This window comes from Agrococcus sp. UYP33 (assembly GCF_054060915.1).
The window spans coordinates 563,439-588,151 of record NZ_JBSSDR010000001.1; the positions used below are offsets into that span (position 1 = coordinate 563,439).

Here is a 24,713-nt window from a genome sequence, read left to right on the forward strand (position 1 = left end):
GGCGTCGGACGACGTCGGGACGCGCCGGCTCCGCTATGGTCGGCACGTGACGACAGCATCCGACGTCTTCGGCGACTCCGGCGATGGCCGGGTCACGATCACGGACGTCGCCCGCAGCGTCGGCGTCTCGGTCGCCACGGTGTCGAAGGTCGTCAACGGCCGCTACGGCGTCGCGCCCGGCACGATCGCGCGCGTGCAGGCCGCGATCGCCGAGCTCGGGTACGAGACGTCGCTCGTCGCGCGCAGCATGCGCGGGCAGAGCACGGGCAACATCGGCGTGCTCGTCTCGGAGTTCGAGTCGTACTCGACCGAGCTCCTCAAGGGCATCTCGGAGGCCGTCGCGGGCACCGGGTACGGGCTCCTCGCATACGCCGGACGTCGCGACGACGTCACCGAGGTCGGCTGGGAGCGGCGCTCGCTCTCGCGGCTCGCCCGCACCCTCTTCGACGGCGCCATCGTCGTCACGCCGTCGACGCTCATCACCGGCAGCTTCGGCATCCCGATCGTCGCGGTCGACCCGCACTCGGGCCCGGAGGGGCCGCACACCGTCGACTCCGACAACCGCACGGGCGCTCGGCTCGCGACCGAGCACCTGCTCGCGCTCGGGCACCGCCGGATCGGGCTGCTCGGCGGCCGTGAGGACCTCGAGTCGGCGCGGATGCGCGAGGCCGGCTGGCGGGAGGCGCTCGACGCCGCGGGCGTCGCCCCGGACCCCGCGCTCGTCCGTGTCGTCGGCTACCGCCCCGACCTGGCCGAGCAGGCCGCGCGCGAGCTGCTCGCGCTCCCCGCCGACGTGCGACCGACCGCGATCTTCGCCGCGAACGACCGCTCCGCCCTCCCCGTGCTCGAGGTCGCCGCCGAGTTCGGCATCCGCGTGCCGCACGACCTGTCGGTCATCGGCTACGACGACATCCCGGAGGCGGCGATCGCGAGCCCGCCGCTCACGACGATCGCGCAGCCGCTGCACGACATGGGCCGCTCGGCGCTCGCCCTCATGCTCGACCTGCTCGAGGGCCGCGAGACCGAGCGCCACCTGCGGCTGCCGACCCGGCTCGTCGAGCGCAGCACCACCGCGCCCCTCGCCCGGCCGTAGCCGATCGCCCGCGGCCGCGCGTCCCGCCGGGCACTATCGTGGTGGCATACGCGCCGCCGCCCGAGAGGCCTCCGCATGACCGCGCTGCCCACTGCCGGCGAGCTGACCCGCTCCGAGCGGCTCGACCGCCTCCCCTTCACCCGCAAGCACGGCCGCCTGCTCGGCACCGCCGGCATCGGCTGGGCGCTCGACGCCATGGACGTCGGCCTCGTGTCGTTCGTCATCGCGGCGCTCGTGCAGCAGTGGGACCTCTCGACGACCGAGACGAGCTGGATCGCGTCGATCGGCTTCGTCGGCATGGCGATCGGCGCGACGGTCGGCGGGCTGCTCGCCGACCGCATCGGCCGCCGCAGCGTCTTCGCGCTCACGCTCATCGTCTACGGCCTCGCGACCGGCGCCTCCGCGCTCGTCGGATCGCTCGCGGCGCTGCTCGTGCTGCGCTTCGTCGTCGGGCTCGGCCTCGGGGCGGAGCTGCCGGTCGCCTCGACGCTCATCAGCGAGTTCGCGCCCAAGCGCATCCGCGGCCGCGTCGTCGTCTGGCTCGAGGCGTTCTGGGCGGTCGGGTGGATCGCGGCAGCGGTGATCGGCACGTTCGTGGTCGGCGCGTCCGACGACGGCTGGCGCTGGGGGCTCGCGATCGGCATGGCGCCCGCGATCTTCTCGATCGTCGTGCGCTGGGGCATGCCCGAGTCGGTGCGCTACCTCGAGGCCAAGGGGCGGCTGCCCGAGGCGGAGCGCACCGTGCGCGGGTTCGAGGAGGCCGCGGGCGTGCCGGTGGCCGCGTCGGCCGGCGCCGGCGTCGGCGTCGCTGCCGCGGATGCGGGAGCCGGCACGTCGACGCCCCGTACCTCGATCTGGTCGCGGGAGCTGCGCGGCCGCACGATCGCCCTCTGGGTCGTGTGGTTCTGCATCAACTTCTCGTACTACGGCGCGTTCATCTGGATCCCGTCGCTGCTCGTCGCGCAGGGGTTCTCGCTCGTGCGCTCGTTCGAGTTCACGCTCATCATCACGATCGCGCAGCTGCCCGGCTACGCGGTCTCCGCGTTCCTCATCGAGAAGTGGGGGCGCAGGCCGACGCTCACGGTGTTCCTGGTCGGGTCGGCGCTCGCCGCAGCCTGGTACGGCACCGCCTCGACGGAGGCGATGATCATCGCCGCGGGCTGCACGCTGTCGTTCTTCAACCTCGGGGCGTGGGGCGCGCTGTACGCGATCGGGCCGGAGCTCTACCCGACCGACGTGCGCGGCACGGGCACCGGCGCGGCCGCCGGCTTCGGCCGCATCGCGTCGATCCTCGCGCCGCTCGCGGTGCCGCTGCTGCTGGGCGCGGGCGGCACGATCGCGCTGTTCGGCGTCTTCGCCGCGGCGTTCGCGGTCGCCGCGATCGCCGCGTGGACGCTCCCCGAGCGCCGCGGCCGCCCGCTCGACTGAGCCGGGCAGGCGTCCGGGGTCAGGCGTCCGGGTCGCGGCGGGCGCCCTGCGACGCCCGCACCGTGAACACGACCGGGCGGGCGTGGCCGGCGGCCTCGACCGCATCCGCGACCTCGGCGCCGATGCGCGCCGACTCGGCCGCGTCGACGAGCGCGATCGCGGCGCCACCGAAGCCGCCACCGGTGAGCCGGGCCCCGAGCGCGCCCGCCACGAGCGCGGCCTCGACGGCCGCGTCGATCGCGGGCACGGAGTCCTCGAAGTCGTCGCGCTGCGAGACGTGCCCATCGGTCAGGATGGGCCCGATCTCGCGGGCCCGGCCGTCGCGCACGAGCGCGGCGACGCGGGCGGCACGATCGGTGTCGGTGACGATGTGGCGCATCCGCCGGTGCACGTGCGCGGGCATGCGGTCGGCCCACGCCTCGACGTCGTCGACCGCGATCTCGCGCAGGGTCGGCACGCCCGCGATGCGAGCGGCCTCCTCGCACTCGCGACGCCGCTCGCCGTAGCCGCCGGTCGCGTGGTCGTGGCGCACGAGCGAGTCGATCACCAGGATCTCGAGCCCTGCCGCCTCGAAGCCGAGCGGCACCTGCTCCGCGGTGTCGGCGCGGAAGTCGAGCAGCACGGCGTGGTCGCGCTCGGCGAGCAGCACGGCGGACTGGTCGAGCGTGCCGGTCGGCGCACCGACCACCTCGTTCTCGACGAGCTGGCCGAGCCGCACCATCTCGCCGCGCGGGATGCCGAGGCCCCAGAGCTCGTCGAGCGCGACGAGCGCGGCCGACTCGAGCGCGGCGGACGACGAGACGCCGACGCCGACGGGCACCTCGCTCGAGACGAGCGCGTCGAAGCCGACACCCTCGACGGCGCGCTCGCGGCGCAGCACGTGCACGACCCCCAGCAGGTAGCGGCTCCATCCGGTCGCCTCGCCCGCCGTGGCGAGCGTCGCGGTGACGATGCCGCCGCCGTCGTCGGCCTGCGCCTGCGCGGAGTCGGTCGCGACGCGCACGACGTCGTCGTCGCGCAGCCGCACCGCGACGCGCGTGCGGCGGTCGATGCCGAACGGCAGCGCGAGGCCGCCGTTGTAGTCGGTGTGCTCGCCGATCAGGTTGACGCGGCCGGGCGCCGACCAGATGCCGTCGGGCTCCGCGCCGAACGCGGCCGCGAACGCGTCACGCATCCGAGGCTCCGGTCGTGGCGAGCGGCTCGACGGGGCGGGCCTCGTCGGCCTTCGCGATCGCGTCGCGCAGCCGCGCGGCGCCGCCCTCGGGGCTGATGTCGGCGACCCACGCGCCCATCGCGGCCTCGGAGCCGGCGAGGAACTTCAGCTTGTCGGCGGCCCGGCGCGGGCTCGTCACCTGCCACGTGAGCCGCACGTCGTCGCGGTGCCGCCCGACCGGCGCCTGCAGCCAGCCGGCGATGTAGGGCAGCGGCGCGTCGTAGAGCGCATCGAGTCCGCGCGCGATGCGCAGCGTCAGCACGGCGAGCTCGTCGCGCTCGGCGTCGGTCGTCTCGGCGAGGTCGGGCACCTGCCGGTGCGCCATGAGCTGCACCTCGACGGGCCAGCGGGCCGCGAACGGCACGAACGCGGTGAAGTGCTCACCCGCGATCAGCACGCGCGGCCCGGTCGCCTCGCTGTCGAGCAGGTCGGCGAAGAGCCCCTGCCCGTACGCCTCGACCGACTGGCAGATGCGGCGGATGCGCTGCGGCACGTAGGGGTAGCCGTAGATCTGGCCATGCGGGTGGTGCAGCGTCACGCCGATCTCGACGCCGCGGTTCTCGAACGGGAACACCTGCGCGATCCCGGGCACGGCGGAGAGCGCCCGCGTGCGCTCCGCCCACGCCTCGACGACGGTGCGGGCGCGGAGCGTCGACTGGGTGCCGAAGGAGCCCGCGTGGTCGGGGCTGAAGCACACGACCTCGCAGCGTCCGACCGCGGGCCGCGCCGCGCCGAGCGCGATCGGCGCCTCGACGGCGAGCTCCGGCAGGTCGTCGGCGGCGATGCCCGGCCCGAAGGACGGCGACCGGTTCTCGAAGACGGCGACGTCGTAGTCGTCCGGGATCTCGCTCGGGTTCGTGGGCGACTGCGGAGCGAGTGGGTCGAACTCGGCCGGCGGCAGGTGCACGCGGCCCTGGCGCGCGGTCGCGACCGTGACCCACTCCGCGCTCAGGGCGTCGAAGCGCATCGTCGGCGTCTGCGGGCGCGGGTCGAGGGCGCGGCTGTCGGCCCGGCGCTCCCGCGCCGGCGTCCCGGGGTCGTCGAAGTAGACGATCTCCCGCCCGTCGGCGAGCAGGTCGAAGGTCTGACGGATGCGGCTCACCCCTCGATCATGCCGTACCCCGTGCGGTCCTGCGCGTTCGTGTGCGAAAGTGTGCACATGGACGACGATCGATCACGTCCCGGTGTCGCTCCCCGTGGTTCGAGCGACGCGCGTCCCGGTTCCGCGCTCGAGGCCGGGCTCCTCGACGTCGAGCGCCGCGAGCGCATCCTCAGCCACGTGCGCGCGGCGGGCACCGCGCGCGTCGCCGATCTTGCCGCCGCCCTCGGCGTCTCGCCCATGACGGTGCGCCGCGACGCCGATCGGCTCGTCGGCGAGGGCCGCGCGGAGCGCGTGCGCGGCGGCATCCGGCTCGCACGATCCCCCGTGACCGACGAGCCCGGGCCGCTCGCGAAGGCTGCGCTCCACAGCGACGAGAAGGCGCGCATCGCGCAGGTGGCGGCGACGCTCGTGCGGCCGGGCACGGCGATCGGCATCGGCGCGGGCACGACGACGCTCGCCTTCGCGCGGCTCATCGGGGCGGTGCCCGGGCTCACGATCGTGACGAACTCCCTGTCGGTCGCGCTCGCCCTCCCCCACCACGACCACGTCGTGCTCACGGGCGGCGAGCGCACGCGGTCGGATGCGCTCGTCGGGCCGGTCGCGAACCGCAGCGCCGCGTCGATCGGGCTCGACGCGCTCTTCCTCGGTGCGCACGGCATCGACGCCGAGCGCGGCTGCACGGCGCCGAACCTCGCGGAGGCCGAGACGAACCGCGCGCTCATCGCGGCGGCGCGCGAGACGATCGTGCTCGTCGACGCGTCGAAGTGGGGGGTGCAGGGGCTGTCGACCTTCGCCGCGCTCGACGAGCTCGACGTGCTCGTGAGCGATGTGTCCCTCCCGGCGGCCGCTGCGCGCGCGGCGCGGCGCGGTGCCGCGCGGCTCGTGCTCGCGTAGCGGCGCCGCCCCTACGGCCGCGCTAGAGCGAGTCGAGCGCCTGCCGCAGGTCCTCGACCAGGTCGTCGGCGTCCTCGAGGCCGACCGAGAGCCGCAGCAGGTCGTCCGGCACCGCGAGCTCCGTGCCCTGCACCGACGCGTGCGTCATCTCGGTCGGGTAGCAGACGAGCGACTCGATGCCGCCGAGCGACTCCGCGAGCTGGAAGAGGCGGGTGCGCTGCACGAGCGCGAGCGCCGCCTCCCGGCCGCCGGCCAGCTGCATCGACACCATGCCGCCGAAGCCGCGCATCTGCCGGGACGCGAGCTCGTGCTGCGGGTGGTCGGGCAGCCCCGGGTAGTGCACCGCGGTGAGGGCCGGGTGGCCGACGAGCGACTCCGCGACCGCCTGCGCGTTGCGGCAGTGCCGCTCGACGCGCACGCTGAGCGTCTTGAGCGACCGCGACGTCAGCCAGGCGTCGAAGGGGCTGTTGACGGCGCCCACCGCGAACTGCTGGAAGGCGATGCGCTCGGCCAGCTCGGCATCCGAGGTCACGACCGCGCCGCCGACGAGGTCGGAGTGCCCGCCGATGTACTTCGTCGTCGAGTGGATGACGACGTCGGCGCCGAGCACGAGCGGCTGCTGCAGGTAGGGCGTCGCGAACGTGTTGTCGGCGACCACCATCGCGCCGGCGGCGTGCCCGAGCTCGACGAGGCCGGGGATGTCGGCGACCTTCATGAGCGGGTTGGAGGGCGTCTCGACCCACAGGATGCGCGTGTTCGGCTGCATCGCTGCGCGCACGGCGTCGAGGTCGGAGGCGTCGGCGGTCGTGATCTCGATGCCCCAGCGCGCGTGGATCTGCGAGACGAGCCGGTGCGTGCCGCCGTAGACGTCGTTGCCCATGAGCACGTGGTCGCCCGGCTGCAGCACGGCGCGCAGGATCGCGTCCTCGGCGGCGAGGCCGGAGCCGAACGTGTAGGCGTGCGTGCCCGCCTCGAGGCTCGCGAGCTGCTGCTGCAGCGCGTCGCGGCTCGGGTTGCCGCCGCGCGAGTACTCGTAGCCGTCGCGGAACCCGCCGACGCCGTCCTGCACGAACGTCGAGGTCATGAAGATCGGCGGGATCACCGCGCCGGTGCGCGGCTCGAACGCCTGTCCGGCGTGGATGGCGCGGGTCGAGAAGCCGAGGTCCGGTGCATCGGTCACGGTCATGCCTCCTTGGCGAGGTAGCTGAGCAGGTCGGTGCGGGTGATGACGCCCGCGGGCTTGGCCTCGTCGAGCACCAGCAGTGCGTCGGCGTCCTTGAGCGCGGCGCGCAGCGCGTCGACCGACTCGGAGATGCCGATCTGCGGCAGCCGCGGCCCGACGTGCTCGGCGATCGGGTCGGCGAGCTGCGCCCGCTCGGCGAAGACCGCGTCGAGCAGCGATCGCTCGTCGACGGCGCCGGCGACCTCGCCGACGACGACCGGCGGCTCGGCGGTCAGCACGGGCAGCTGGCTCACGCCGTACTCGCGCATGATCTCGATCGCGTCGTGCACGGTGTCGCTCGGATGCGCATGGACGAGCGCGGGCACGCCGCCGTCGGCGGCGGCGCCCTTGCCGGTGAGCACGTCGCGCACCGTCGTGCCCTCGTCGGGCGCCGCGAAGCCGTAGGAGCGCATCCAGGCGTCGGAGTAGACCTTCTGCAGGTAGCCGCGACCGGAGTCGGGCAGCAGCACGACGAGCACCGCGTCGGCGGGCAGCTCGCGCGCGACTCGCAGCGCGGCGACGACGGCCATGCCGCTCGAGCCGCCGACCAGCAGGCCCTCCTCGCGCGCGAGGCGGCGGGTCATCGCGAACGACGCCGCGTCGTCGACCGCGATCACCCGGTCGATGACGCTCGGATCGTAGTTGCCGGGCCACATGTCCTCGCCGACGCCCTCGACGAGGTAGGGGCGACCGGTGCCGCCCGAGTAGATCGATCCCACCGGGTCGGCGCCGATGACGGCGACCCCGCCGTCCGAGGCTCGCTTGAGGAAGCGCCCGGTGCCGGTGATCGTGCCGCCGGTGCCGACGCCGGCGACGAAGTGCGTCACGCGGCCGTCGGTGTCGCGCCAGATCTCGGGCCCGGTCGTGACCTCGTGCGCGTCGGGGGCCGCCGGGTTGAAGAACTGGTTGGGCTGGTAGGCGCCCTCGATCTCGGCCGTCAGGCGGTTCGCGACCCCGTAGTACGACTCGGGGCTGTCGGGCGCGACGGAGGTGGGGGTGACGACGACGTCGGCGCCGTAGGCGCGCAGCGTGGAGCGCTTGTCCTCCGAGACCTTGTCGGGGCAGACGAACACGCAGCGGTAGCCGCGCTGCTGCGCGACGAGCGCGAGCCCGACGCCGGTGTTGCCGCTCGTCGGCTCGACGATCGTGCCGCCGGGGCGCAGCAGCCCGCGCTCCTCGGCGTCGAGGACCATCGCGAGCGCGATGCGGTCCTTGACCGAGCCGCCGGGGTTGAGGAACTCGACCTTCGCGAGCACCGTCGCGGCGATCCCCTCGGTGACCTTCGAGAGCCTCACGAGCGGGGTGTCGCCGATGGTCTCGAGGATCGACTCTGCGTAGCGCATCGTGCCTCCTGACTGACGATCGAGCCTATCGGCCCGCTGAACCCGGCGAGGCGGCAGCCCCGGTCCCCGACGCACAACGCAAGCCCGAGCCGGCGATCCCGCGGCCGATAGGCGGCTGCTCCTCGCTGGGGGCTGGATGGGGTCTTGCGGGCTTGCGTCGTGCGGCCGGCCGGGTGGGACAGCGGGCAGGATGGGTGCGTGGACGCCAGGCGGGAGCTCGTGATCGAGCGGGTGCTGCGCTGCGTCGAGCAGGTGCCGCCCGGCCGCGTCGCCTCCTACGGCGCGATCGCCGCCGTCTGCGGCATCGGCCCGCGCCAGGTCGGCTCGATCATGAAGGCCTACGGGCACGACGTGACCTGGTGGCGCATCACGAACGCCTCCGGCGACCTGCCCGCCAACCTGCTCGCGGAGGCGCGCCCGCTGTGGGACGCCGAGGGCATCCGGGTGAAGCTCAACGGGCTCGGCTGCCGCTACGCCGACTTCGCGGCCGACCCGGATGCGCTCGCCCGGGCATGGCGGGCGGCGATCGCCGACCTGCCGCACCCGGATGCGGTCGCCGAGGACGCCTCCGCCTGACGCGACGCAGCGGGTCGCGTCAGCCGCGCGCCTGCTGCGCGAAGAGCGTCGCGTAGGTGCCGCCGCGGGCGAGCAGCTCGTCGTGCGTGCCCTGCTCGACGATCCGCCCGGCGTCGATCACGAAGATGACGTCGGCGTGCCGGATGGTCGACAGCCGGTGCGCGATCGCGAGCGTCGTGCGACCGCGCGCGGCCTCGTCGAGCGCGGCCTGCACGACGCGCTCGGAGACGGTGTCGAGCGCGCTCGTCGCCTCGTCGAGCACGAGCACGGCCGGGTCCTTGAGCAGCACGCGCGCGATCGCGATGCGCTGCTTCTCGCCGCCCGAGAGGCGGTAGCCGCGCTCCCCGACGATCGTGTCGTAGCCGTCGGGGAAGCGGTGGATGGTGTCATAGATGCTCGCGGCGCGGGCGGCGGCGTCGAGCTCTTCGTCGGTGGCGTCGGGCTTGGCGTAGCGCAGGTTCTCGGCGATGGTGGCGTGGAACAGGTACGGCTCCTGGCTCACGATGCCGATGTTGTCGGTGAGCGCCGCGGGGTCGAGCTCGCGCACGTCGACGCCCGCGAAGCGCACCGCGCCAGCGCTCGCCTCGTGCAGGCGCGGCAGCAGGTAGCCGATCGTCGTCTTGCCAGCCCCGGACGGCCCGACGAAGGCCGCGAAGGTGCCGGGCTCGAGCGAGAAGGAGACGCCGTCGAGCGTCGCGCGCTCCCCCTCCTTCGCATCCGGGTAGTGGAACTCGACGTCGTCGAACGCGACCTCGCCGAGCCGCGCCGGGTCGACCGGCTTCGGGTCGGCCGGCGGCTCGATCGCGGGCACGAGGTCGAGGTACTCGAAGATGCGGGCGAAGAGCGCTCCCGACGTCTGCAGGTCGAGCGCGACGCGCAGCAGGCCCATGAGCGGCATGAGCAGCCGCGCCTGCACGGTCGTGAACGCCACGAGCGTGCCGGCGGTGACCGCCGCGTCGCCGCCGACGATGAGGAAGCCGGCGATGAGGTAGACGACCGCGGGCAGCACCGAGATGAAGATCGAGACGAGCGCGAAGAACGTCTGGCCGCTCATCGTCAGGCGCACCTGCAGGTCGATCTGGCGGTCGTTCTCGTCGCGGTAGCGCTTGGACTCGTCGGCCTGGCGGCCGAAGGCCTTCGCCAGCAGGATGCCGGAGACCGACAGCGACTCCTGCGTGATCGCCGTCATGTCGCTCAGCGACTCCTGCGTCTTCGTCGCGATGCGCGCGCGCACCTGGCCGACGCGGCGCTGCAGCAGCACGAGCACCGGAGTGAGCAGCACGGCGACGATCGTCAGCTGCCACGACAGGATGAGCATCGTCACGAGGCTCGCGATGACGGTGACGGTGTTGCCGACGACCGACGAGACCGTGCTCGAGAGCACGTTCGCGACACCGCCGACGTCGTTCTGCAGGCGGGACTGGATGACGCCGGTCTTCGTGCGAGTGAAGAACGCGAGCTCCATGCCCTGCAGCCGCTCGAACAGCGCGTTGCGCAGCTCGCCCATCACCTGGTTGCCGACCCTCGACGTGATCCACGTCTGCCAGACGCCGATCAGGTTGGCGGCGACGAGCAGCGCGACCATCGTGCCGACCAGCACCCAGAGCAACTCGAGGTTCGGGCCGCCGGCCGCGGGGAACAGCGCCTCGTCGAACACGCGCTGGGTGAGCAGCGGCGGGAAGACCGTGATCGTCGCGACGAGCAGCACGAGCACGATGGTGAGGGTGAGCGCCGACCGGTGGGGCGCGAAGAGCGCCATGATGCGCCGGCCCAGGTCGGGGACGCGCGGGGCGTCGGCGTTGACCGCCTTCTGCGCCGCCTCGTCGCGCATCGCCACGCGGCCGCCACGGCCGCCGCCCCCACCCATCATGCTCATCGGGTCAACCGTAGCGCCGGGCGCCGACCCCGATCGCCGCGCGCGATCGTCGTCGATCGGGACCGACTCAGGGGCGGAAGCCGAGCCCCGCCTCGTCGAGCGCGGAGCGCAGGATGCGCACGGCGCTCGGACCGACGCCGTGCAGCGCGACCATGTCGGCCTCGCGCCACTGCGCGACCTGGGCGAGCGTCGTCACGCCCTGCGCGAGCAGCGCACCCGTGGCCGGCCTGCCGATCCGGGGCAGGTCGCCGAGCTGCTCTGGCAGGTCCTTCGTCGACATGCCCTCGATGATGCCGGGAAGAGACGAAGGGCCGCACCCTCGCGGGTGCGGCCCTTCGCAGGTGATGCAGGCTACTTGACGGTGACCGTCGCGCCGACCTCTTCGAGGTCAGCCTTCGCCTTGTCAGCGTCGTCCTTCTTGGCGCCCTCGAGCACCGTCGCGGGTGCACCGTCGACGAGTGCCTTGGCCTCGCCGAGGCCGAGGGACGTCAGCGAACGGACGACCTTGATGACCTGGATCTTGCTCGCGCCGGCGGCCTCGAGGACGACGTCGAACTCCGTCTTCTCCTCGACCTCCTCGGCGGCAGCAGCGGCTGCGGGGGCAGCAGCGGCAGCAACCGGAGCGGCGGCGGTGACCTCGAAGGTCTCCTCGAACGCCTTCACGAACTCGCTGAGCTCGATGAGGGTGAGCTCCTTGAACTGCTCGAGCAGCTCGTCAGTCGACAGCTTTGCCATCGTCTTCTCCTTGTTTCTGGTATCGACCGGGCCTTACTCGGCCGCGGACTCCTGCTTGATCCGCAGCGCGTCGACCGTGCGAACGGCCTGGGCGAGCGGAGCGTTGAACATGTAGGCAGCGCCGAAGAGCGAGGCCTTAAAGGCACCGGCCAGCTTGGCCAGCAGCACCTCCCGGGACTCGAGATCGGCGAGCTTGTTGACGTCGTCGGCCGTGAGCGGGTTCCCGTCGAAGAAACCGTTCTTGACCACGAGCGCCGGGTTCGCCTTGGCGAAGGCACGCAGCTCCTTCGCGACGGCGACAGGGTCGCCGTGCACGAATGCGATCGCGGACGGGCCGGCAAGCGACTCGTCGAACGCCGAGATGCCGGCGTTGTTGGCTGCGATCTTGGTGAGCGTGTTCTTCACCACGGCGTACGTCGCGTGCTCACTGATGGATCGGCGCAGCGTCTTCAGCTGGCCGACGGTGAGACCGCGGTACTCGGTCAGCAGAACGGCGTTCGAGGTCTCGAAGAGGTTCGAGAGCTCGGCGACCGCAGCTTCCTTGTTCGCCATGGTGCTCCTTGCGTCGTTGCTGGCTTCCCTGGCTCGAACATGAAAAGAGCTCCGGCGCACGCGCTCGGAGCTCGACCCTCGACGGGGTGTCACACCTGCGCGGGACGTCGCTCCTGGGCGAGCCTTCGACTGCTGCACGCCCTTGCGGGCACGCACCAGCGACCAGCGGTCTTTGGTATGGCATCAGACTACGGCACGACGGACGCGCGGCGCAACCTGGCGCGGTCCCTGCCCTACGCCTCTGCGGCGAGCGGAGCCTCGCGGAGCGCGTCGGCCGGCGCCTGCTGCCAGCGCGGCAGCCGCACGGTGAAGGCCGTGCGACCGGGCTCGCTCTCGAGCTGGATGCTGCCGTGGTGGGCGTCGACGAGCGCCTGCACGATCGCGAGCCCGAGGCCAGACGAGCCCGTCGCTCGCGAGCGTGACGAGTCGCCGCGCGCGAAGCGCTCGAAGACCGTGCGCTGCTGCTCCACCGGTATGCCCGGTCCGGCGTCGACCACCTGGACGATCGCGTGGCTGCCGTCCGCCCGGAGCGTGACGTCGATCGCGGTGCCGTCGGGCGTGTGCACGCGGGCGTTCGCGAGCAGGTTGGCGATCACCTGCTGCAGCCGCAGCGCGTCGCCCGCGACCGTCACGGGCTCCTCGGGGAGCTCGAGGGCGATCGGATGCTCCGGACCGGCGGCCTGCGCGTCGGCGACCGCTTCGACGACGAGCAGCGAGAGGTCGACCTCGGCGCGCTCGACCTCACGGCCCTCGTCGAGGCGCGCGAGCAGCAGCAGGTCGTCGACGAGCGCCTGCATGCGGCGGGCGGCGGCCTCGATGCGCTCGAGCGACTCGCGCGAGTCGGGGCGCAGGTCGTCGTCGTGCTTGCGCGTCACCTCGGCGTAGCCGCGCACCGCCGCGAGCGGCGTGCGCAGCTCGTGCGAGGCGTCGGCGACGAACTGCCGCACCCGCCGCTCGCTCGCGGCGCGCGCGTCGAACGCCTCCTCGATGTGGCTGAGCATCCGGTTCATGCTCTCCTGCACGCGACCGACCTCCGACGCGGGCTCCTCGATCCGCACCCGGTTGGTCAGCTGCGCATCGCCCGAGGCGAGCGGCAGCTGCGAGATGCGCTCGGTCGTCGCGATGAAGGCGGTGAGCGGGCGGAGCGCACGCCGGATGATCATGTCGCCGACGAGCAGCACGATCGACACCGCGGCGAAGGCCGAGACGGCGATGACGAACGCGAGCGCGGCGAGCGTCTGGTTCGCGTCCGCGAGCGAGAGCCCGACGAGCACGCGAGCGCCGCCGACGTCGTGGGCGACGACCCGGTAGGAGCCGTAGCCCGGCAGGGTGGCGCTCGAGATGCTTCCGGAGGGCACGGCGAGCACGGCCTGCTCGCCCGCGGCGGTGAGCGCCTGCTCCGTCTGCGTCTTCGTCAGGATGAAGGCCTCGCGCAGGGCGTCGCCCTCCTGCACCGCGAACAGCGCCCCGGCGGGCGCGCTGCGCGGGTCGACGAGCGCCGGCGTGCCCGTCGCCATCGCGCGCTCGACCTCGACCGCGGTGCGGTTGCCCAGCTCGGTGAGCTGCTCGTCGACGCGCGTCTCGAGCACGACGCGCATCGTCATGACGCTCGCGATCGCGACGGCAGCGGTGAGCAGCGCGAAGAGCGTCACGACCACCACGAGCAGGCGTCGGCGCAGCGACCACGACGACGGGTTCTGGATGCGCCGGGTCTGCGATGCGGACGTCGCCGGGTTCACGGGTGCGGTCGGCCGGTGGTCACGCCCGCCGGGCTCACTCAGCGGCGCGCAGCTGGTAGCCCACGCCGCGCACCGTGTGGATCATGGGCGGGCCGAGGGTGTCGATCTTCTTGCGCAGGTACGAGATGTAGAGCTCGACGACGCTCGCGCGCCCGCCGAAGTCGTACGACCAGACGCGGTCGAGGATCTGCGCCTTCGAGAGCACGCGGCGGGGGTTGCGCATCAGGTAGCGCAGCAGCTCGAACTCGGTGGCCGTGAGGTCGACCTGCTGGCCGCCGCGGCGCACCTCGTAGGAGTCCTCGTCCATCATCAGGTCGCCCACCCAGAGCACGCTCGACTCCTCGGCGGTCGCGGCGGTGCGACGGATGAGCCCGCGGAGGCGTGCGACGACCTCCTCGAGGCCGAACGGCTTCGTCACGTAGTCGTCGCCGCCGGCGGTGAGTCCGGCGACGCGGTCGTCGAGCGAGTCCTTCGCGGTGAGGAAGAGCACCGGCACGTCGAAGCCCGCGGAGCGGAGCCGCTGCAGGACGGTGAGGCCGTCGATGTCGGGGAGCATGATGTCGAGCACGACCGCGTCGGGCCGGAACTCCCGAACGGCCTGCAGCGCCTGCTGGCCGTTCGCGGCGGTCTTGACGTCCCAGCCCTCGTACTTGAGGCCCATGGCGACGAGGTCGGCGAGGCTTTGCTCGTCGTCGACCACGACGATGCGGATGGGCGACCCGTCGGGGCGCGTGAGGCGGGGCTGTGCACGCAGCTGCTGCTGAGCGGTGTCGGTCATGCCATCCATTCCGTCAGAGCATCCTGTGGAGGCGTCCCAGTCTACCTATGCGCTTCCTGTGCGTCGCCTTTCCCTGATCACCCTTGGCCGGGGTGGAGCGAGAAGCTGCCGGAGGCGAGCCAGTGCCGCAGCCTCGCGAGCGCGACGCCCGTGTAGTCGGCGGCCTGCGCGCGGTGCTCCGCGGTGGTCGAGACGAGCAGGGCGTTCGCGAGCAGCAGCTGGCGGGAGGCGACGAGCGCCTCGACGTCGGCGGGGTCGACGTCCGGCAGCGGCGCGATCTCCGCGTACCCCTCGCCCAGTGCGGCCTCGAGGGCAGGATCGCCGCCGCGCAGGTAGAAGGCCGAGATGGCGAGGTCGAGCACCGGCAGCCCGAGCCCTGCGTCGTCGAAGTCGAAGACCGCGAGCTGCCCCTCGTGCCACTTCAGGTTGCCGCCGTGCAGGTCGGCGTGCAGCGGCCGCACCTCGGCGCCCCGGTGCAGCCGGTCGAAGACCTCCGTCGCCCGGGACCGTGCCGTGTCGAGCACCGAGCGGTCGTCGGCGGTGAGGCCGGGGGCGTCGTCGAGCACGTCGAGGTCGCCGAACAGCGGCGCGTCCAGCCGCGGCAGCGCGCCGCCCGCCGGCGGCTCCCACCCCGCGGCCTGGACGTGGAGCGCCGCCATCGCGCGGCCGAGCGCTCGCGCCGAGTCGTGCGCGAGCACCTCGGCGTCGGGGCCCTCGAGCCAGCTCGCCATCGTGACGAGCACCGCCCGACCCAGCTCCTCGGCGTCGACCGATACGAACCATCCGCCGTCGGGGGTGCGCAGCGGCTCGGGCACGCGCACGTCGGTCTCCGCCGCGATCGCGCCGAGCCACGCCTGCTGCGCGACGGCGTGCACCGGCGTGCTGTGCGAGTTGGTGCCCACCCGGAGCGCGAGCCGCCGGCGGTCGCGGACGTCGACGCGGAACGTGGTGTTGTAGCCGTGCAGCGCGAGCGCCATGCCCTCGACCTCGAGCCCGAACGCCTCCGCCGCGCGCTGGGCGACGCCGCGCAGCACCTCGACCTGGTCGGCCTCGCCCAGCTGGTCGTACGCCTGCGTCATGCGGCCATCCCATCACGTCGCGCTCGGCGCGCGGCGCGCGGCCGGCGTCGGTCCGGCGTGGGACGATGGAGGCATGCAGCTCCAGCTCGACATCTTCGGCGATCAGCCGACGGTGCTGGGCCACACCAGCCGCATCGTGGCGCGCTCGAGCGACCGCATCGCCTGGCTGCGCGCCCGCTCGCGCGGGGTCACCGCGACCGACGCCGCGCGGCTCAGCACCTCGCGCGCCGTCGAGGCCGTCGCGCGAGAGAAGATGGGGCTCCGCGGCTTCTCGGGCAACGCCTTCACCGACCACGGTCGGGCGCGCGAGCCGCACATCGCGCGGTGGGTGCACGACCACTTCTCGCTCGTGCCCTCGGATGCGCTCTTCCACGCGGTGCCGGACCGCCAGCACCTCGCGACGCCGGACTGCGTCAGCGACGACGGCAGCGTGCTCGCCGAGATCAAGACCACGTCGAAGCCGTTCGACCGGGTGCCGAAGCAGTACCTGCGCCAGATCTGGTGGCAGCAGTACGTGCTCGGCGCCGAGCGCACGCTCTTCGTCTGGGAGCTGCACAGCGAGTTCGTGCCGGTCGGCCGGCCGAAGCACGTCTGGGTCGAGCGCGACGAGGACGAGATCGCGATGCTCGTCGACCGCGCGGACCGGCTGCTCGCGATCCTGCGCGGCTGATGCTGCTCGCCATCCACGGGCTGGGCTCGGATGCGGGCGCGATGCACGGCTACCTCGACGGCGCGGTGCCCGCGGGCGTGCAGGTGCTCGCGCCCGACCTCCGCGCCCACGGCTCGAGCACGCTCATCGGCGAGCCCGACGACTTCGCGCTCGAGGCGCTCGCAGCAGAGGTCGCGGACGAGCTCGCCGACCGGCGCACCCGCGCGCGCGACGGCTCGCCCGTCTCGATCGTCGGGGTCTCGCTCGGTGCGGCGCTCGCGGCGAGCATCGCCCGCTCCGGCCGCTTCCCGCTCGACCGCGTCGCGCTCGTCCGGCCCGCCTTCACGACCGAGCCGCTGCCGCCCAACCTGGCGATCTTCCCCGTGCTCGGTCGGCTGCTCGAGGAGCACCGGCCGCGCAGGGCGCTCGCCGAGCTGCACCGCTCCGGCGCGTGGCGCGCGATCGCGCACGAGTCGCTCGCGCATGCCCACGGCCTCGAGGCGCAGCTGACGCAGCCGCTCGCGGCCGAGCGGCGCATCCGGTTGCTCGAGATCCCGCGCGACGTCGCCTACCGACCGGGCGAGCTGCGCATCGCCGCGCCCACCGTCGTGCTCGCGAGCCCGCGCGACCCGGTGCATCCGCTGCACGTCGCCGAGGCCTGGCGCGACGAGCTCGGGTGCCGGATGCTCGTCTCCCCCGCCCGCGACGACGGCGAGGCCGCGATGTTCGCGTGGTTCCGCGAGCGGCTGGGCAGCTTCCTGGTCGGGATCCGCTAGCGCTCGGCGTCGACGAGCGCGTCGGCCGGCGCGACCGGCCGGCCCGCACGGGTCGGGACGGTGTGCACGATGACCATCGCGAGCATCCACACGACGCCGAGCCCAGCCGCCACGTACTCGAGCGTCGAGCCGATGTCGGTGTTGCCGCGGGCGAGCGAGATGATGCCGCCGGTGGCCGAGATCACCCCGACCGCGATGCCGCTCACGGCCGAGAGCCGCGCGACCCAGCGGTCGCCCGCGGTCGCGAACTGCAGCATCGCGACGCAGCCGGCCGCGAAGGCGAGCACCGCGGCCGCGATGTGCACCCAGTCGCGCCACTGCGCCCCGTCGGTGAGCAGCGAAGGGCAGCCGAGCGAGCACGGCACGGCGGCCGCGACGAGGAAGAGGCCGCCCGCGGTGACGAGCGACGCCGCCGGCGCCCAGCGCCGCAGCACCGGCAGCCGCGTGCGGACGTCCCGCACGACGACGCCGACGAGCACGATGCCCGCGGCGACGAGGAGGAAGCCGACCTGGAAGAGCTCGGCCGTCGGCATCGTGAGGGCTCCGAGCTCCGAGATGTAGAGGTAGCGGTCCAGCACGACGCGGGCGACACCGATCACGACCGCCCCCGCGACGAGGCACGCGGCGGCGAGCACGGCGACGGCGGCGTCGGCGATCCGGGGGCGCAGCGGCACACGAGCACTGTAGCCGCGCCGCGACCTGCCGCGTCTCCAAGCCGTCATCTGCCCGTCACACGCGTGCGCTAGCGTCGAAAGCGAGGCGAGGGGAAGTGCGATGCGCGCAGTGCTGGTGCGGGAGTTCGGTCCGACCGACGAGGTCGAGGTGGGCGAGACGGAGGCCCCGTTGAAGCTCGGCACCGAGGTCGTCGTCGACGTCCACGCCGCGGGCATGAACCCCATCGACTTCAAGACCGTCATCGGCAAGGGTGCCGCGAAGGCCGTCGCGCCGCTGCTGCCGTGGATCCCGGGCGGCGACGTCGCCGGCGTGGTCGCGGAGGCCCCCTACGAGGCGCACGACCTGCAGCCGGGCGACGCGGTCTTCGGCATCGTGAACCACTGGCGCACGCGCGGCTCCTACGCCGAGCAGGCGGTCGTGCCGAGCCTCGCGCTCGCCCTCAAGCCCGAGTCGCTCAGCTTCGAGCAGGCCGCGGCCGTGCCGTGCGCGGCGCTCACCGCGTGGGACGCCGTGGTGCGGGTCGCGAAGGCGCGCGCCGGGCAGCGCATCCTCATCCACGCCGGCGCCGGCGGCGTCGGCCACTTCGCCGTGCAGTTCGCGAAGTACTTCGGCGCGCAGGTCGCGACGACGGTCTCGACCCGCAACGTCGACTTCGCCAGGTCGCTCGGCGCCGACGAGGTCATCGACTACACGCAGTCGCGCTTCGAGGACGCGCTGCAGAAGGTCGACGTGGTCATCGACCTCGTCGGCAACGTCGCCGACGACACCGGCACCCGCTCGCTCGACGTGCTGAAGCACGGCGGCCTCTACCTCAACGTGCCGACCGGGTCGTGGCCCGAGTACGCAGCAGCCGCTGCCGAGCGCGGGCTGCGCTCCTCCTCGGTCAAGGTGGAGTCGGACGGCTCCAACCTCGGCATCATCGGCCGCCTCATCGACGCCGGCGACGTGCACGTCGAGGTGCAGCACATCTACCCGCTCGACCAGGTGCACGAGGCCTTCGCCGAGCTCCAGGGCGGGCACGTGCGCGGCAAGCTCGTGCTGAAGATCCGCTGAGTCACCGAAAGCCCCCGGGGCAGTGCAGGATGGTCGCATGAGCGACGCGAAGAAGCCGCTGCTGGAGGTCTCCGGACTCAAGGTGGAGTTTACGACCCAGGACGGCCTGGTCACCGCCGTGCACGAGGCGGACCTCACGCTGGCCGCGGGCGAGACGCTCGCGATCGTGGGCGAGTCCGGCTCGGGCAAGTCGACGACCGCGATGGCGATCATCGGGCTGCTGTCCGGCAACGGCCGGGTCACGTCCGGCAGCATCCGGCTCGACGGCGAGGAGCTCGTCGGCGCGAACGAGGCCGCGATGCGCAAGGTGCGCGGACGCCGCATCGGCCTCGTGCCGCAGGACCCGATGTCGAACCTCAACCCGGTCGCGCGCATCGGCTCGCAGGTGGCCGAGACGCTGCTCGCGCACGGCCTCGCCGACCGCCGCACCGTCGACGCGAAGGTCATCGAGACGCTCGAGGCCGCCGGGCTGCCGAACGCCGCCGAGCGCGCCAAGCAGTACCCGCACGAGTTCTCCGGCGGCATGCGGCAGCGCGCCCTCATCGCCATCGGGCTCGCCTGCCGGCCGCAGCTGCTCATCGCCGACGAGCCGACGAGCGCGCTCGACGTGACGGTGCAGCGCACCATCCTCGACCAGCTCGACACCATGACCAAGGAGCTCGGCACCGCCGTGCTGCTCATCACGCACGACCTCGGGCTCGCCGCGGAGCGCGCGCAGCGGGTCGTCGTCATGCACCGCGGCCGCGTCGTCGAGCAGGGGCCGGCCAAGCAGATCCTCGAGGCGCCGCAGCACCCCTACACGCAGTCGCTCGTGAAGGCGGCGCCGTCGGTGGCGATGGCGCGCCTGCGGCCCGAGGACTTCGCCCGCACCGAGGGGCGACCCGACGTCGCGGTGCCGCGCAACGCATCCGACATCATCGTCGAGTTCGAGAACGTGTCGAAGGAGTTCCACGTGCGCGGGCGGCGCGAGCCGTTCAAGGCCGTCGACGACATCAGCCTCAAGGTGCCGCGCGGCACGACGGTCTCGATCGTGGGCGAATCTGGCTCGGGCAAGACGACCGCCGCGCGCATGCTGCTGAAGGCGTTCGAGCCGACGAGCGGCACGGTGCGCTTCGAGGGCAAGGACGTGTTCGCGCTCTCGCGCGAGGAGCAGAAGGCGTTCCGCCAGCGCGTGCAGCCGGTCTTCCAGGACCCGTACTCGTCGCTCAACCCGATGTTCACGATCGAGCGCATCATCGACGAGCCGCTCTCGTTCTACAAGCAGGGCTCGAAGACCGAGCGGCAGCGCCGCGTGCGCGAGCTGCTCGACCACGTCGCGCTGCCGAGCGACATGGCGCGCCGCTACCCCTCGGAGCTCTCGGGCGGGCAGCGGCAGCGCGTCGCGATCGCCCGCGCGCTGGCCCTCTCCCCCGACGTCATCGTCTGCGACGAGCCGGTGTCGGCGCTCGACGTGCTCGTGCAGGACCAGATCCTGCGGCTGCTCGGCGACCTGCAGCGCGACCTCGGGCTCAGCTACCTCTTCATCTCCCACGACCTCGCGGTCGTTCGGCTCATCAGCGATTACGTCGCGGTGATGCAGAACGGCAAGCTCGTCGAGGCGGCGACCTCCGAGGAGATCTTCACCAACCCGCGCGACCCCTACACGCGCAGGCTGCTCGCCTCGATCCCCGGCAACGAGCTGAAGATCGCGAGCTGACCCCGAGCGGTCACTCCCACGCTCGAGCGGTCACTCCCGCGCCTGAGCGGTCACTCCCGCGCCCGAGCGGTCACGCCCGCGCCTGAGCGGTCATTCCCGCGCCTGAATGGTCACTCCCACGCCTGAGCGGTCATTCCCGCGCCCGAGCGGCTGCTCGCGCAGGTGCGTGGGCGTCCCTGAGCTCAGTGGCACCTTCGAGCGCCCGCGATGCGGCAGGGATGCCGTGACCACCCGCCGGGAGCGTCACTCACCACGCGCGTCGCTCATCACTTCCTGGATGCGTTGGTCTCCACATCCGAGACCGGCGGCTGCACTCGCCCTGACCCGCCAACGTCACCACTCACCTGCGGGAGTGACCCCTCAGGTGCCGGCGTGACCGCTCACCCGCGGGCGTGACCACTCGCGCGGGGAAGCGACCAGTCACGTGCGGAAGCGACCACTCACGCGCGGAGGTGACCACTCGCCGCGGGCGGGACGCGCCCGACCTGCCGCGCGCGGGGGCCGTCAGCGCTTGCGGGTGCGGGGGTCCATCGCCTCGCGGAGGGCCTCGCCGAGCAGCGTGAAGCCGAGCGCGGTGATCATGATGCAGATGCCGGGCAGGAACGCGAGCTGCGGCGCGATCGCGAGCTCCTGCTGCGCGTAGGTGAGCATGCGCCCCCACTCCGCGGTCTCCGGGCGCCCGCCGCCGAGGCCGAGGAACGACAGCGCGGCGGCGTCGATGACGGCGGTCGCGAGCGTCAGCGTCGCCTGCACGATCACGGGGCCGACGGAGTTGGGCAGCAGGTGCGACATCGTGATGCGACCGGTGCCGAGCCCCAAGGTGCGGGCGGCGAGCACGTAGTCGGCCTCGCGCTGGCCGAGCATCGACGAGCGCAGCAGGCGGGCGAAGATCGGCACCTGCGCGACGCCGATGGCGATCATGATGGCGAGCGGCGTGCGGCCCAGCACCGCGGCGATCGAGACGGCGAGCAGCAGGTGCGGCACCGAGAGCAGGATGTCGACCACGCGCATGACGATCGTGTCGACCCATCCGCCGAACGCGCCGGCGAGGGCGCCGAGCACCATGCCGCCGAGCAGGCCGAAGAACGTCGAGGCGATGCCGATGAGGAGCGACGCCTGCGCGCCCCAGATGAGCTTCGAGACGACGTCGCCGCCGAAGCGGTCGATGCCGAGCGGGAACTCGGGGATCTCGCCGATGCCCGGCAGCGACGTCGGCCGCAGGTACTCGCGGCCAGGGGTCGCGAGCTCGGGGTACGGCGCGATCCACGGCGCGAGGAGCGCGACGAGCACGAACGCGGCGATGACGACGCCGCCGATCCAAGCGGCGGGGTTGCGGCGCACGCGGCGCAGGACGTCTCCCCAGAAGCTGCCGCTGCGGCGCCCGCTCGCGGCCGGCCCGGTCTCGGGCGTGGGGACGGTGGGCAGGACCTCTGCGGCGCTCACTGGATCCTCACTCTCGGGTCGATGAAGCTGTAGGAGATGTCGACGAGCAGGTTGATGAGCGCGTACGAGATCGCGATGAAGAGCACGAAGGCCTGCAGCACCGGGAAGTCGCGGGCGAAGATCGCGCTCGCGAGGAACGCGCCGATGCCGGGGAACGCGAAGACGGTCTCCGTCAGCACGGCGCCCGAGATGAGCAGTCCGGCTTGCAGGCCGATCGTGGTGACGACGGGCAGCATCGCGTTGCGCAGCACGAAGCGGTTGCGGATGACCTGCGTCGAGACGCCCTTGGCCCGGCCGGTGCGCACGTAGTCGGCGTTGACGACCTCGAGCACCGAAGCGCGAGTGATGCGCACGATGATCGCGAGCGGGATGGTGGCGAGCGCGAGCGCCGGCAGCAGCAGGTGCACGATCGCGTTGATGGAGGCGTCGAGCTCGCCGGTTAGCAGACCGTCGAGCACGAAGAAGCCCGTCACATGCGTGGCATCGATCTCCCTGTCCTGCCTGCCCGTCGAGGGCAGCCAGCCGAGCTGGACGGCGAAGACGTACTTCAGCATGAACGCGAGGAAGAAGACGGGGATCGTGATGCCGATGAGGCTGCCCGTGACCGACAGGTGGTCGATCAGGCGGCCGTGGTTGCGCGCCGCCCAGTAGCCGAGCGGCACGCCGATGCCGACCGCGATGATGAGCGAGATGATCGCGAGCTCGACGGTCGCGGGGAACCGGTTCACGAACTCCTCGAGCACCGGCCTGCGGGTCTCGATCGAGTTGCCGAAGTCGCCCTGGAGCAGCTTGCCGAGCCAGGTGATGTACTGCTCGGGCAGCGGCCGGTTGAAGCCGTAGGCCTCGTTGATGCGCTCGATCGCCTCCGGGGTGGCGCGCTCGCCGAGCAGGGCTGCGGCAGGGCCGCCGGGCAGCGCCCGCACCCAGAAGAAGAGCAGCACGGTCAGGCCGAACAGCGTCGGGATCAGCAGCAGCAGTCGTCTGCCGATGGTTCTCAGCACGTGGTCTCTCCGTCGGGGGCGGGCGGGTCACGGCGCGCGGGTCGCGCGAGCCGATCGTGGCGGATGCCGCGGGCCGGTAGGGGCCCGCGGCATCCGCTGGTGACGATCGAGGCTACTCGCTCAGCTCGATCATGTTGAACACCTCGTCGTTGACGGGGCTGGCCGGGTACGACGTGACCCGCGGGTCGAACGCGAGCGACGGCGCGGGGTGCGCGAGCGGCACTCCGGGCACGAACTGCGCGATCTGCTCGTTGATCTCCTGGTAGGTGCTCGCGGCCTCCTCCGGGGTCGGGATCTGCCGAGCCTCGGTGAGCGCCGAGAACAGCTCCGGGTTCTCGAAGCCCCACTCGTTCGAGTAGCCGTTGAAGAAGACGCCGACGAAGTTGTCGGTGTCGTTGTAGTCACCGGTCCAGCCGAGCAGGTGGATGCCGTGGTCCGACGTGCCGCGCATGCGGTCGAGGTAGTCGGTCCACTCGTCGGCGACGGGGTTCACCGTGATGCCGACCTCCGCGAGCTGCGACGACAGCGCGGTGAAGATCTGCTCCGGGTTCGGCATGTACGGGCGCGAGATGTTCACCGGGTAGTTGAACGTCAGCTCGAGGCCATCGGCGAAGCCGGCCTCGGCCAGCAGGTCGCGCGCGGCGTCGGGGTCGTACGCGTAGTCGGTGACGCCCTCGTTGTAGCCGTTCACGACCGGCGGGATGAACTGCGACGCGACCTCGGTGCCCTCGGGGAGCACCTGCGTCACGAGCGACTCGCGGTCGATCGCGTGCGCGATGGCCTGGCGGACGCGCACGTCCTGGAGCTCCGGCACGGTCTGGTTGAAGCCGAGGTAGAGCACCGTGAACGGGTCGCGCTGCATGACGTTGAAGCCGGCGTCCTCGAGCGCGGCGGTGTCGGCCGGAGCGACGAGGTCGTAGCCGTCGATGTCGCCAGCCTCGAGCGCCTGGCGGCGCGCGGTCGACTCGTCGATGACGCGGAAGACGATCTCCTGGACCTGGCCCTGCTCGCCCCAGTAGTCGGGGTTCGCCGCGAGGACGACCTCGTTGCCGGGCGACCACGACTCGAACACGAACGGGCCGGTGCCCGTCGGGTGCGCCTCGCCGTACTCGCTGTACTCGGGTGCCTCCTCCGAGCCGCCGACCTCATCGGCGCCGTACTCCTCGAGCGCCGTCGGGCTCTGCATCGAGAAGGCCGGGAGCGAGAGGGAGGCGATGAAGCCCGAGAACGGACGCGTCAGGTTGATCGTCGCCGTGGTCTCGTCATCGGCGGAGCAGGACTCGTAGAGCGCGTTCTCGTCGCCGGCGAAGCCGCCGTAGAGCGAGCCGTAGTAGTAGGAGAGGCTCTCGGTCGCGGTGAGGCCGGTCCAGTTGTACCAGCGGTCGAAGTTGGCGCAGACGGCCTCGGCGTCGAACGGGGTGCCGTCGTGGAACATCACGCCGCTCTTGAGCGCGAACGTGTAGGAGAGGCCGTCCTCGGTCGACTCCCAGCTCTCGGCGAGCAGCGGGGCCGGGTCGGCCGTGCCGGGCTCGACGCCGACGAGGCCCTCGAAGATCTGGCGCGAGATGCGGAAGGTCTCGCCGTCGGATGCGAACGCGGGGTCGAGGCCCGAGGGGTCGCTCGACGAGCCGAAGACGAACGTCGAGTCGACGTCGCTGGCTGCTCCCGGCTCTGACGCTGCGGGATCGCCGTCGTCTCGCTGGCTCTGGCAGCCGGTGAGCAGGAGCGCGAATGCTGCGCCTGCCGCGAGACCCCCGAGGAGTCGCCGGTGTGCGGTTCGGTTCACGGTG

At 72.7% G+C, this 24,713-nt stretch carries 23 protein-coding genes; 8 read left to right on the forward strand and 15 right to left on the reverse strand.

Features of this window, described 5'->3' with window-relative positions; genetic code table 11:
• Nucleotides 1-46 precede the first annotated feature (46 nt).
• Both ACVWW9_RS02660 and ACVWW9_RS02665 read left to right on the forward strand, forming a co-directional pair.
• Nucleotides 47-1,093 carry a LacI family DNA-binding transcriptional regulator gene (locus ACVWW9_RS02660; RefSeq protein WP_456514267.1) on the forward strand — a complete coding sequence of 349 codons (1,047 nt, stop codon included), beginning with the start codon at nucleotides 47-49 and terminating at the stop codon, nucleotides 1,091-1,093.
• A gap of 75 nt (nucleotides 1,094-1,168) precedes the next feature.
• Nucleotides 1,169-2,521 carry an MFS transporter gene (locus ACVWW9_RS02665; RefSeq protein WP_456514268.1) on the forward strand — a complete coding sequence of 451 codons (1,353 nt, stop codon included), beginning with the start codon at nucleotides 1,169-1,171 and terminating at the stop codon, nucleotides 2,519-2,521.
• Nucleotides 2,522-2,540: 19 nt separating this feature from the next.
• On the opposite strand, the gene galK is transcribed toward ACVWW9_RS02665, so the two are convergent.
• Nucleotides 2,541-3,695: a galactokinase gene (gene galK / locus ACVWW9_RS02670; RefSeq protein WP_456514269.1), complete on the reverse strand. Its 1,155-nt coding sequence runs from the start codon at nucleotides 3,693-3,695 to the stop codon at nucleotides 2,541-2,543.
• Entirely contained in the window at nucleotides 3,688-4,836 is a 1,149-nt protein-coding gene (gene galT / locus ACVWW9_RS02675) for a galactose-1-phosphate uridylyltransferase (protein ID WP_456514270.1), read from the reverse strand. Before galT ends, galK begins: the two co-directional genes overlap by 8 nt.
• Before the next feature lie 57 nt (nucleotides 4,837-4,893).
• Between galT and ACVWW9_RS02680 the strand changes: the two genes are divergently transcribed.
• Nucleotides 4,894-5,730: a DeoR/GlpR family DNA-binding transcription regulator gene (locus ACVWW9_RS02680; protein WP_456514271.1), complete on the forward strand. Its 837-nt coding sequence runs from the start codon at nucleotides 4,894-4,896 to the stop codon at nucleotides 5,728-5,730.
• A gap of 22 nt (nucleotides 5,731-5,752) precedes the next feature.
• On the opposite strand, the gene ACVWW9_RS02685 is transcribed toward ACVWW9_RS02680, so the two are convergent.
• Complete coding sequence (locus ACVWW9_RS02685) at nucleotides 5,753-6,916, reverse strand: cystathionine gamma-synthase (protein ID WP_456514272.1); 1,164 nt, start codon at nucleotides 6,914-6,916, stop codon at nucleotides 5,753-5,755.
• Nucleotides 6,913-8,295, reverse strand: a complete 1,383-nt coding sequence (locus ACVWW9_RS02690; RefSeq protein ID WP_456514273.1) for a cystathionine beta-synthase — start codon at nucleotides 8,293-8,295, stop codon at nucleotides 6,913-6,915. The genes ACVWW9_RS02685 and ACVWW9_RS02690 overlap by 4 nt, the downstream gene beginning before the upstream one ends.
• Before the next feature lie 198 nt (nucleotides 8,296-8,493).
• Here ACVWW9_RS02690 and ACVWW9_RS02695 point away from each other — a divergent pair, with 198 nt between their 5' ends.
• Nucleotides 8,494-8,871 (forward strand): MGMT family protein, encoded by a 378-nt coding sequence (locus ACVWW9_RS02695; RefSeq protein ID WP_456514274.1) that lies wholly within the window; start codon nucleotides 8,494-8,496, stop codon nucleotides 8,869-8,871.
• A 19-nt stretch (nucleotides 8,872-8,890) separates the two neighbouring features.
• Here ACVWW9_RS02695 and ACVWW9_RS02700 read toward each other — a convergent pair whose 3' ends face one another.
• From ACVWW9_RS02700 to ACVWW9_RS02730, 7 genes are all read right to left on the reverse strand, one after another.
• Nucleotides 8,891-10,747 (reverse strand): ABC transporter ATP-binding protein, encoded by a 1,857-nt coding sequence (locus ACVWW9_RS02700; protein ID WP_456514275.1) that lies wholly within the window; start codon nucleotides 10,745-10,747, stop codon nucleotides 8,891-8,893.
• A gap of 67 nt (nucleotides 10,748-10,814) precedes the next feature.
• Nucleotides 10,815-11,027, reverse strand: coding sequence for a hypothetical protein (locus ACVWW9_RS02705; RefSeq protein ID WP_456514276.1), 213 nt, complete (start codon nucleotides 11,025-11,027; stop codon nucleotides 10,815-10,817).
• Between the two features lie 71 nt (nucleotides 11,028-11,098).
• Nucleotides 11,099-11,482 (reverse strand): 50S ribosomal protein L7/L12, encoded by a 384-nt coding sequence (gene rplL / locus ACVWW9_RS02710; protein WP_123696193.1) that lies wholly within the window; start codon nucleotides 11,480-11,482, stop codon nucleotides 11,099-11,101.
• Between the two features lie 33 nt (nucleotides 11,483-11,515).
• The gene (gene rplJ, locus ACVWW9_RS02715; RefSeq protein WP_123696194.1) at nucleotides 11,516-12,034 is read right to left on the reverse strand and encodes a 50S ribosomal protein L10; all 519 of its coding nucleotides are present in this window, start codon (nucleotides 12,032-12,034) and stop codon (nucleotides 11,516-11,518) included.
• Between the two features lie 233 nt (nucleotides 12,035-12,267).
• The gene (locus tag ACVWW9_RS02720; RefSeq protein ID WP_456514277.1) at nucleotides 12,268-13,773 is read right to left on the reverse strand and encodes a sensor histidine kinase; all 1,506 of its coding nucleotides are present in this window, start codon (nucleotides 13,771-13,773) and stop codon (nucleotides 12,268-12,270) included.
• A gap of 34 nt (nucleotides 13,774-13,807) precedes the next feature.
• A complete protein-coding gene (locus ACVWW9_RS02725) occupies nucleotides 13,808-14,551 on the reverse strand; it encodes a response regulator transcription factor (protein ID WP_123698394.1) in 744 nt (247 codons plus the stop codon).
• Nucleotides 14,552-14,628: 77 nt separating this feature from the next.
• Entirely contained in the window at nucleotides 14,629-15,630 is a 1,002-nt protein-coding gene (locus ACVWW9_RS02730) for a phosphotransferase enzyme family protein (protein ID WP_456514278.1), read from the reverse strand.
• A gap of 73 nt (nucleotides 15,631-15,703) precedes the next feature.
• Between ACVWW9_RS02730 and ACVWW9_RS02735 the strand changes: the two genes are divergently transcribed.
• Both ACVWW9_RS02735 and ACVWW9_RS02740 read left to right on the forward strand, forming a co-directional pair.
• Complete coding sequence (locus ACVWW9_RS02735) at nucleotides 15,704-16,300, forward strand: YqaJ viral recombinase family protein (RefSeq protein WP_123696197.1); 597 nt, start codon at nucleotides 15,704-15,706, stop codon at nucleotides 16,298-16,300.
• Nucleotides 16,300-17,055 carry an alpha/beta hydrolase gene (locus ACVWW9_RS02740; RefSeq protein WP_456514279.1) on the forward strand — a complete coding sequence of 252 codons (756 nt, stop codon included), beginning with the start codon at nucleotides 16,300-16,302 and terminating at the stop codon, nucleotides 17,053-17,055. The genes ACVWW9_RS02735 and ACVWW9_RS02740 overlap by 1 nt, the downstream gene beginning before the upstream one ends.
• Here the strand turns inward: ACVWW9_RS02740 and ACVWW9_RS02745 are convergent.
• Nucleotides 17,052-17,729, reverse strand: a complete 678-nt coding sequence (locus tag ACVWW9_RS02745) for a DUF998 domain-containing protein (RefSeq protein ID WP_456514280.1) — start codon at nucleotides 17,727-17,729, stop codon at nucleotides 17,052-17,054. The two genes, ACVWW9_RS02740 and ACVWW9_RS02745, sit on opposite strands and share 4 nt — an antisense overlap.
• Before the next feature lie 100 nt (nucleotides 17,730-17,829).
• On the opposite strand from ACVWW9_RS02745, the gene ACVWW9_RS02750 reads away from it, so the two are divergent.
• Nucleotides 17,830-18,783 (forward strand): NADP-dependent oxidoreductase, encoded by a 954-nt coding sequence (locus ACVWW9_RS02750; RefSeq protein WP_456514281.1) that lies wholly within the window; start codon nucleotides 17,830-17,832, stop codon nucleotides 18,781-18,783.
• Nucleotides 18,784-18,820: 37 nt separating this feature from the next.
• The gene (locus tag ACVWW9_RS02755; protein WP_456514282.1) at nucleotides 18,821-20,479 is read left to right on the forward strand and encodes an ABC transporter ATP-binding protein; all 1,659 of its coding nucleotides are present in this window, start codon (nucleotides 18,821-18,823) and stop codon (nucleotides 20,477-20,479) included.
• A 504-nt stretch (nucleotides 20,480-20,983) separates the two neighbouring features.
• On the opposite strand, the gene ACVWW9_RS02760 is transcribed toward ACVWW9_RS02755, so the two are convergent.
• The 3 genes from ACVWW9_RS02760 to ACVWW9_RS02770 form a co-directional block, all read right to left on the reverse strand.
• The gene (locus ACVWW9_RS02760) at nucleotides 20,984-21,904 is read right to left on the reverse strand and encodes an ABC transporter permease (protein ID WP_456515397.1); all 921 of its coding nucleotides are present in this window, start codon (nucleotides 21,902-21,904) and stop codon (nucleotides 20,984-20,986) included.
• Nucleotides 21,905-21,918: 14 nt separating this feature from the next.
• Nucleotides 21,919-22,923, reverse strand: coding sequence for an ABC transporter permease (locus tag ACVWW9_RS02765; RefSeq protein WP_456514283.1), 1,005 nt, complete (start codon nucleotides 22,921-22,923; stop codon nucleotides 21,919-21,921).
• Nucleotides 22,924-23,035: 112 nt separating this feature from the next.
• Complete coding sequence (locus ACVWW9_RS02770) at nucleotides 23,036-24,709, reverse strand: ABC transporter substrate-binding protein (protein WP_456514284.1); 1,674 nt, start codon at nucleotides 24,707-24,709, stop codon at nucleotides 23,036-23,038.
• Between the last annotated feature and the right edge of the window lie 4 nt (nucleotides 24,710-24,713).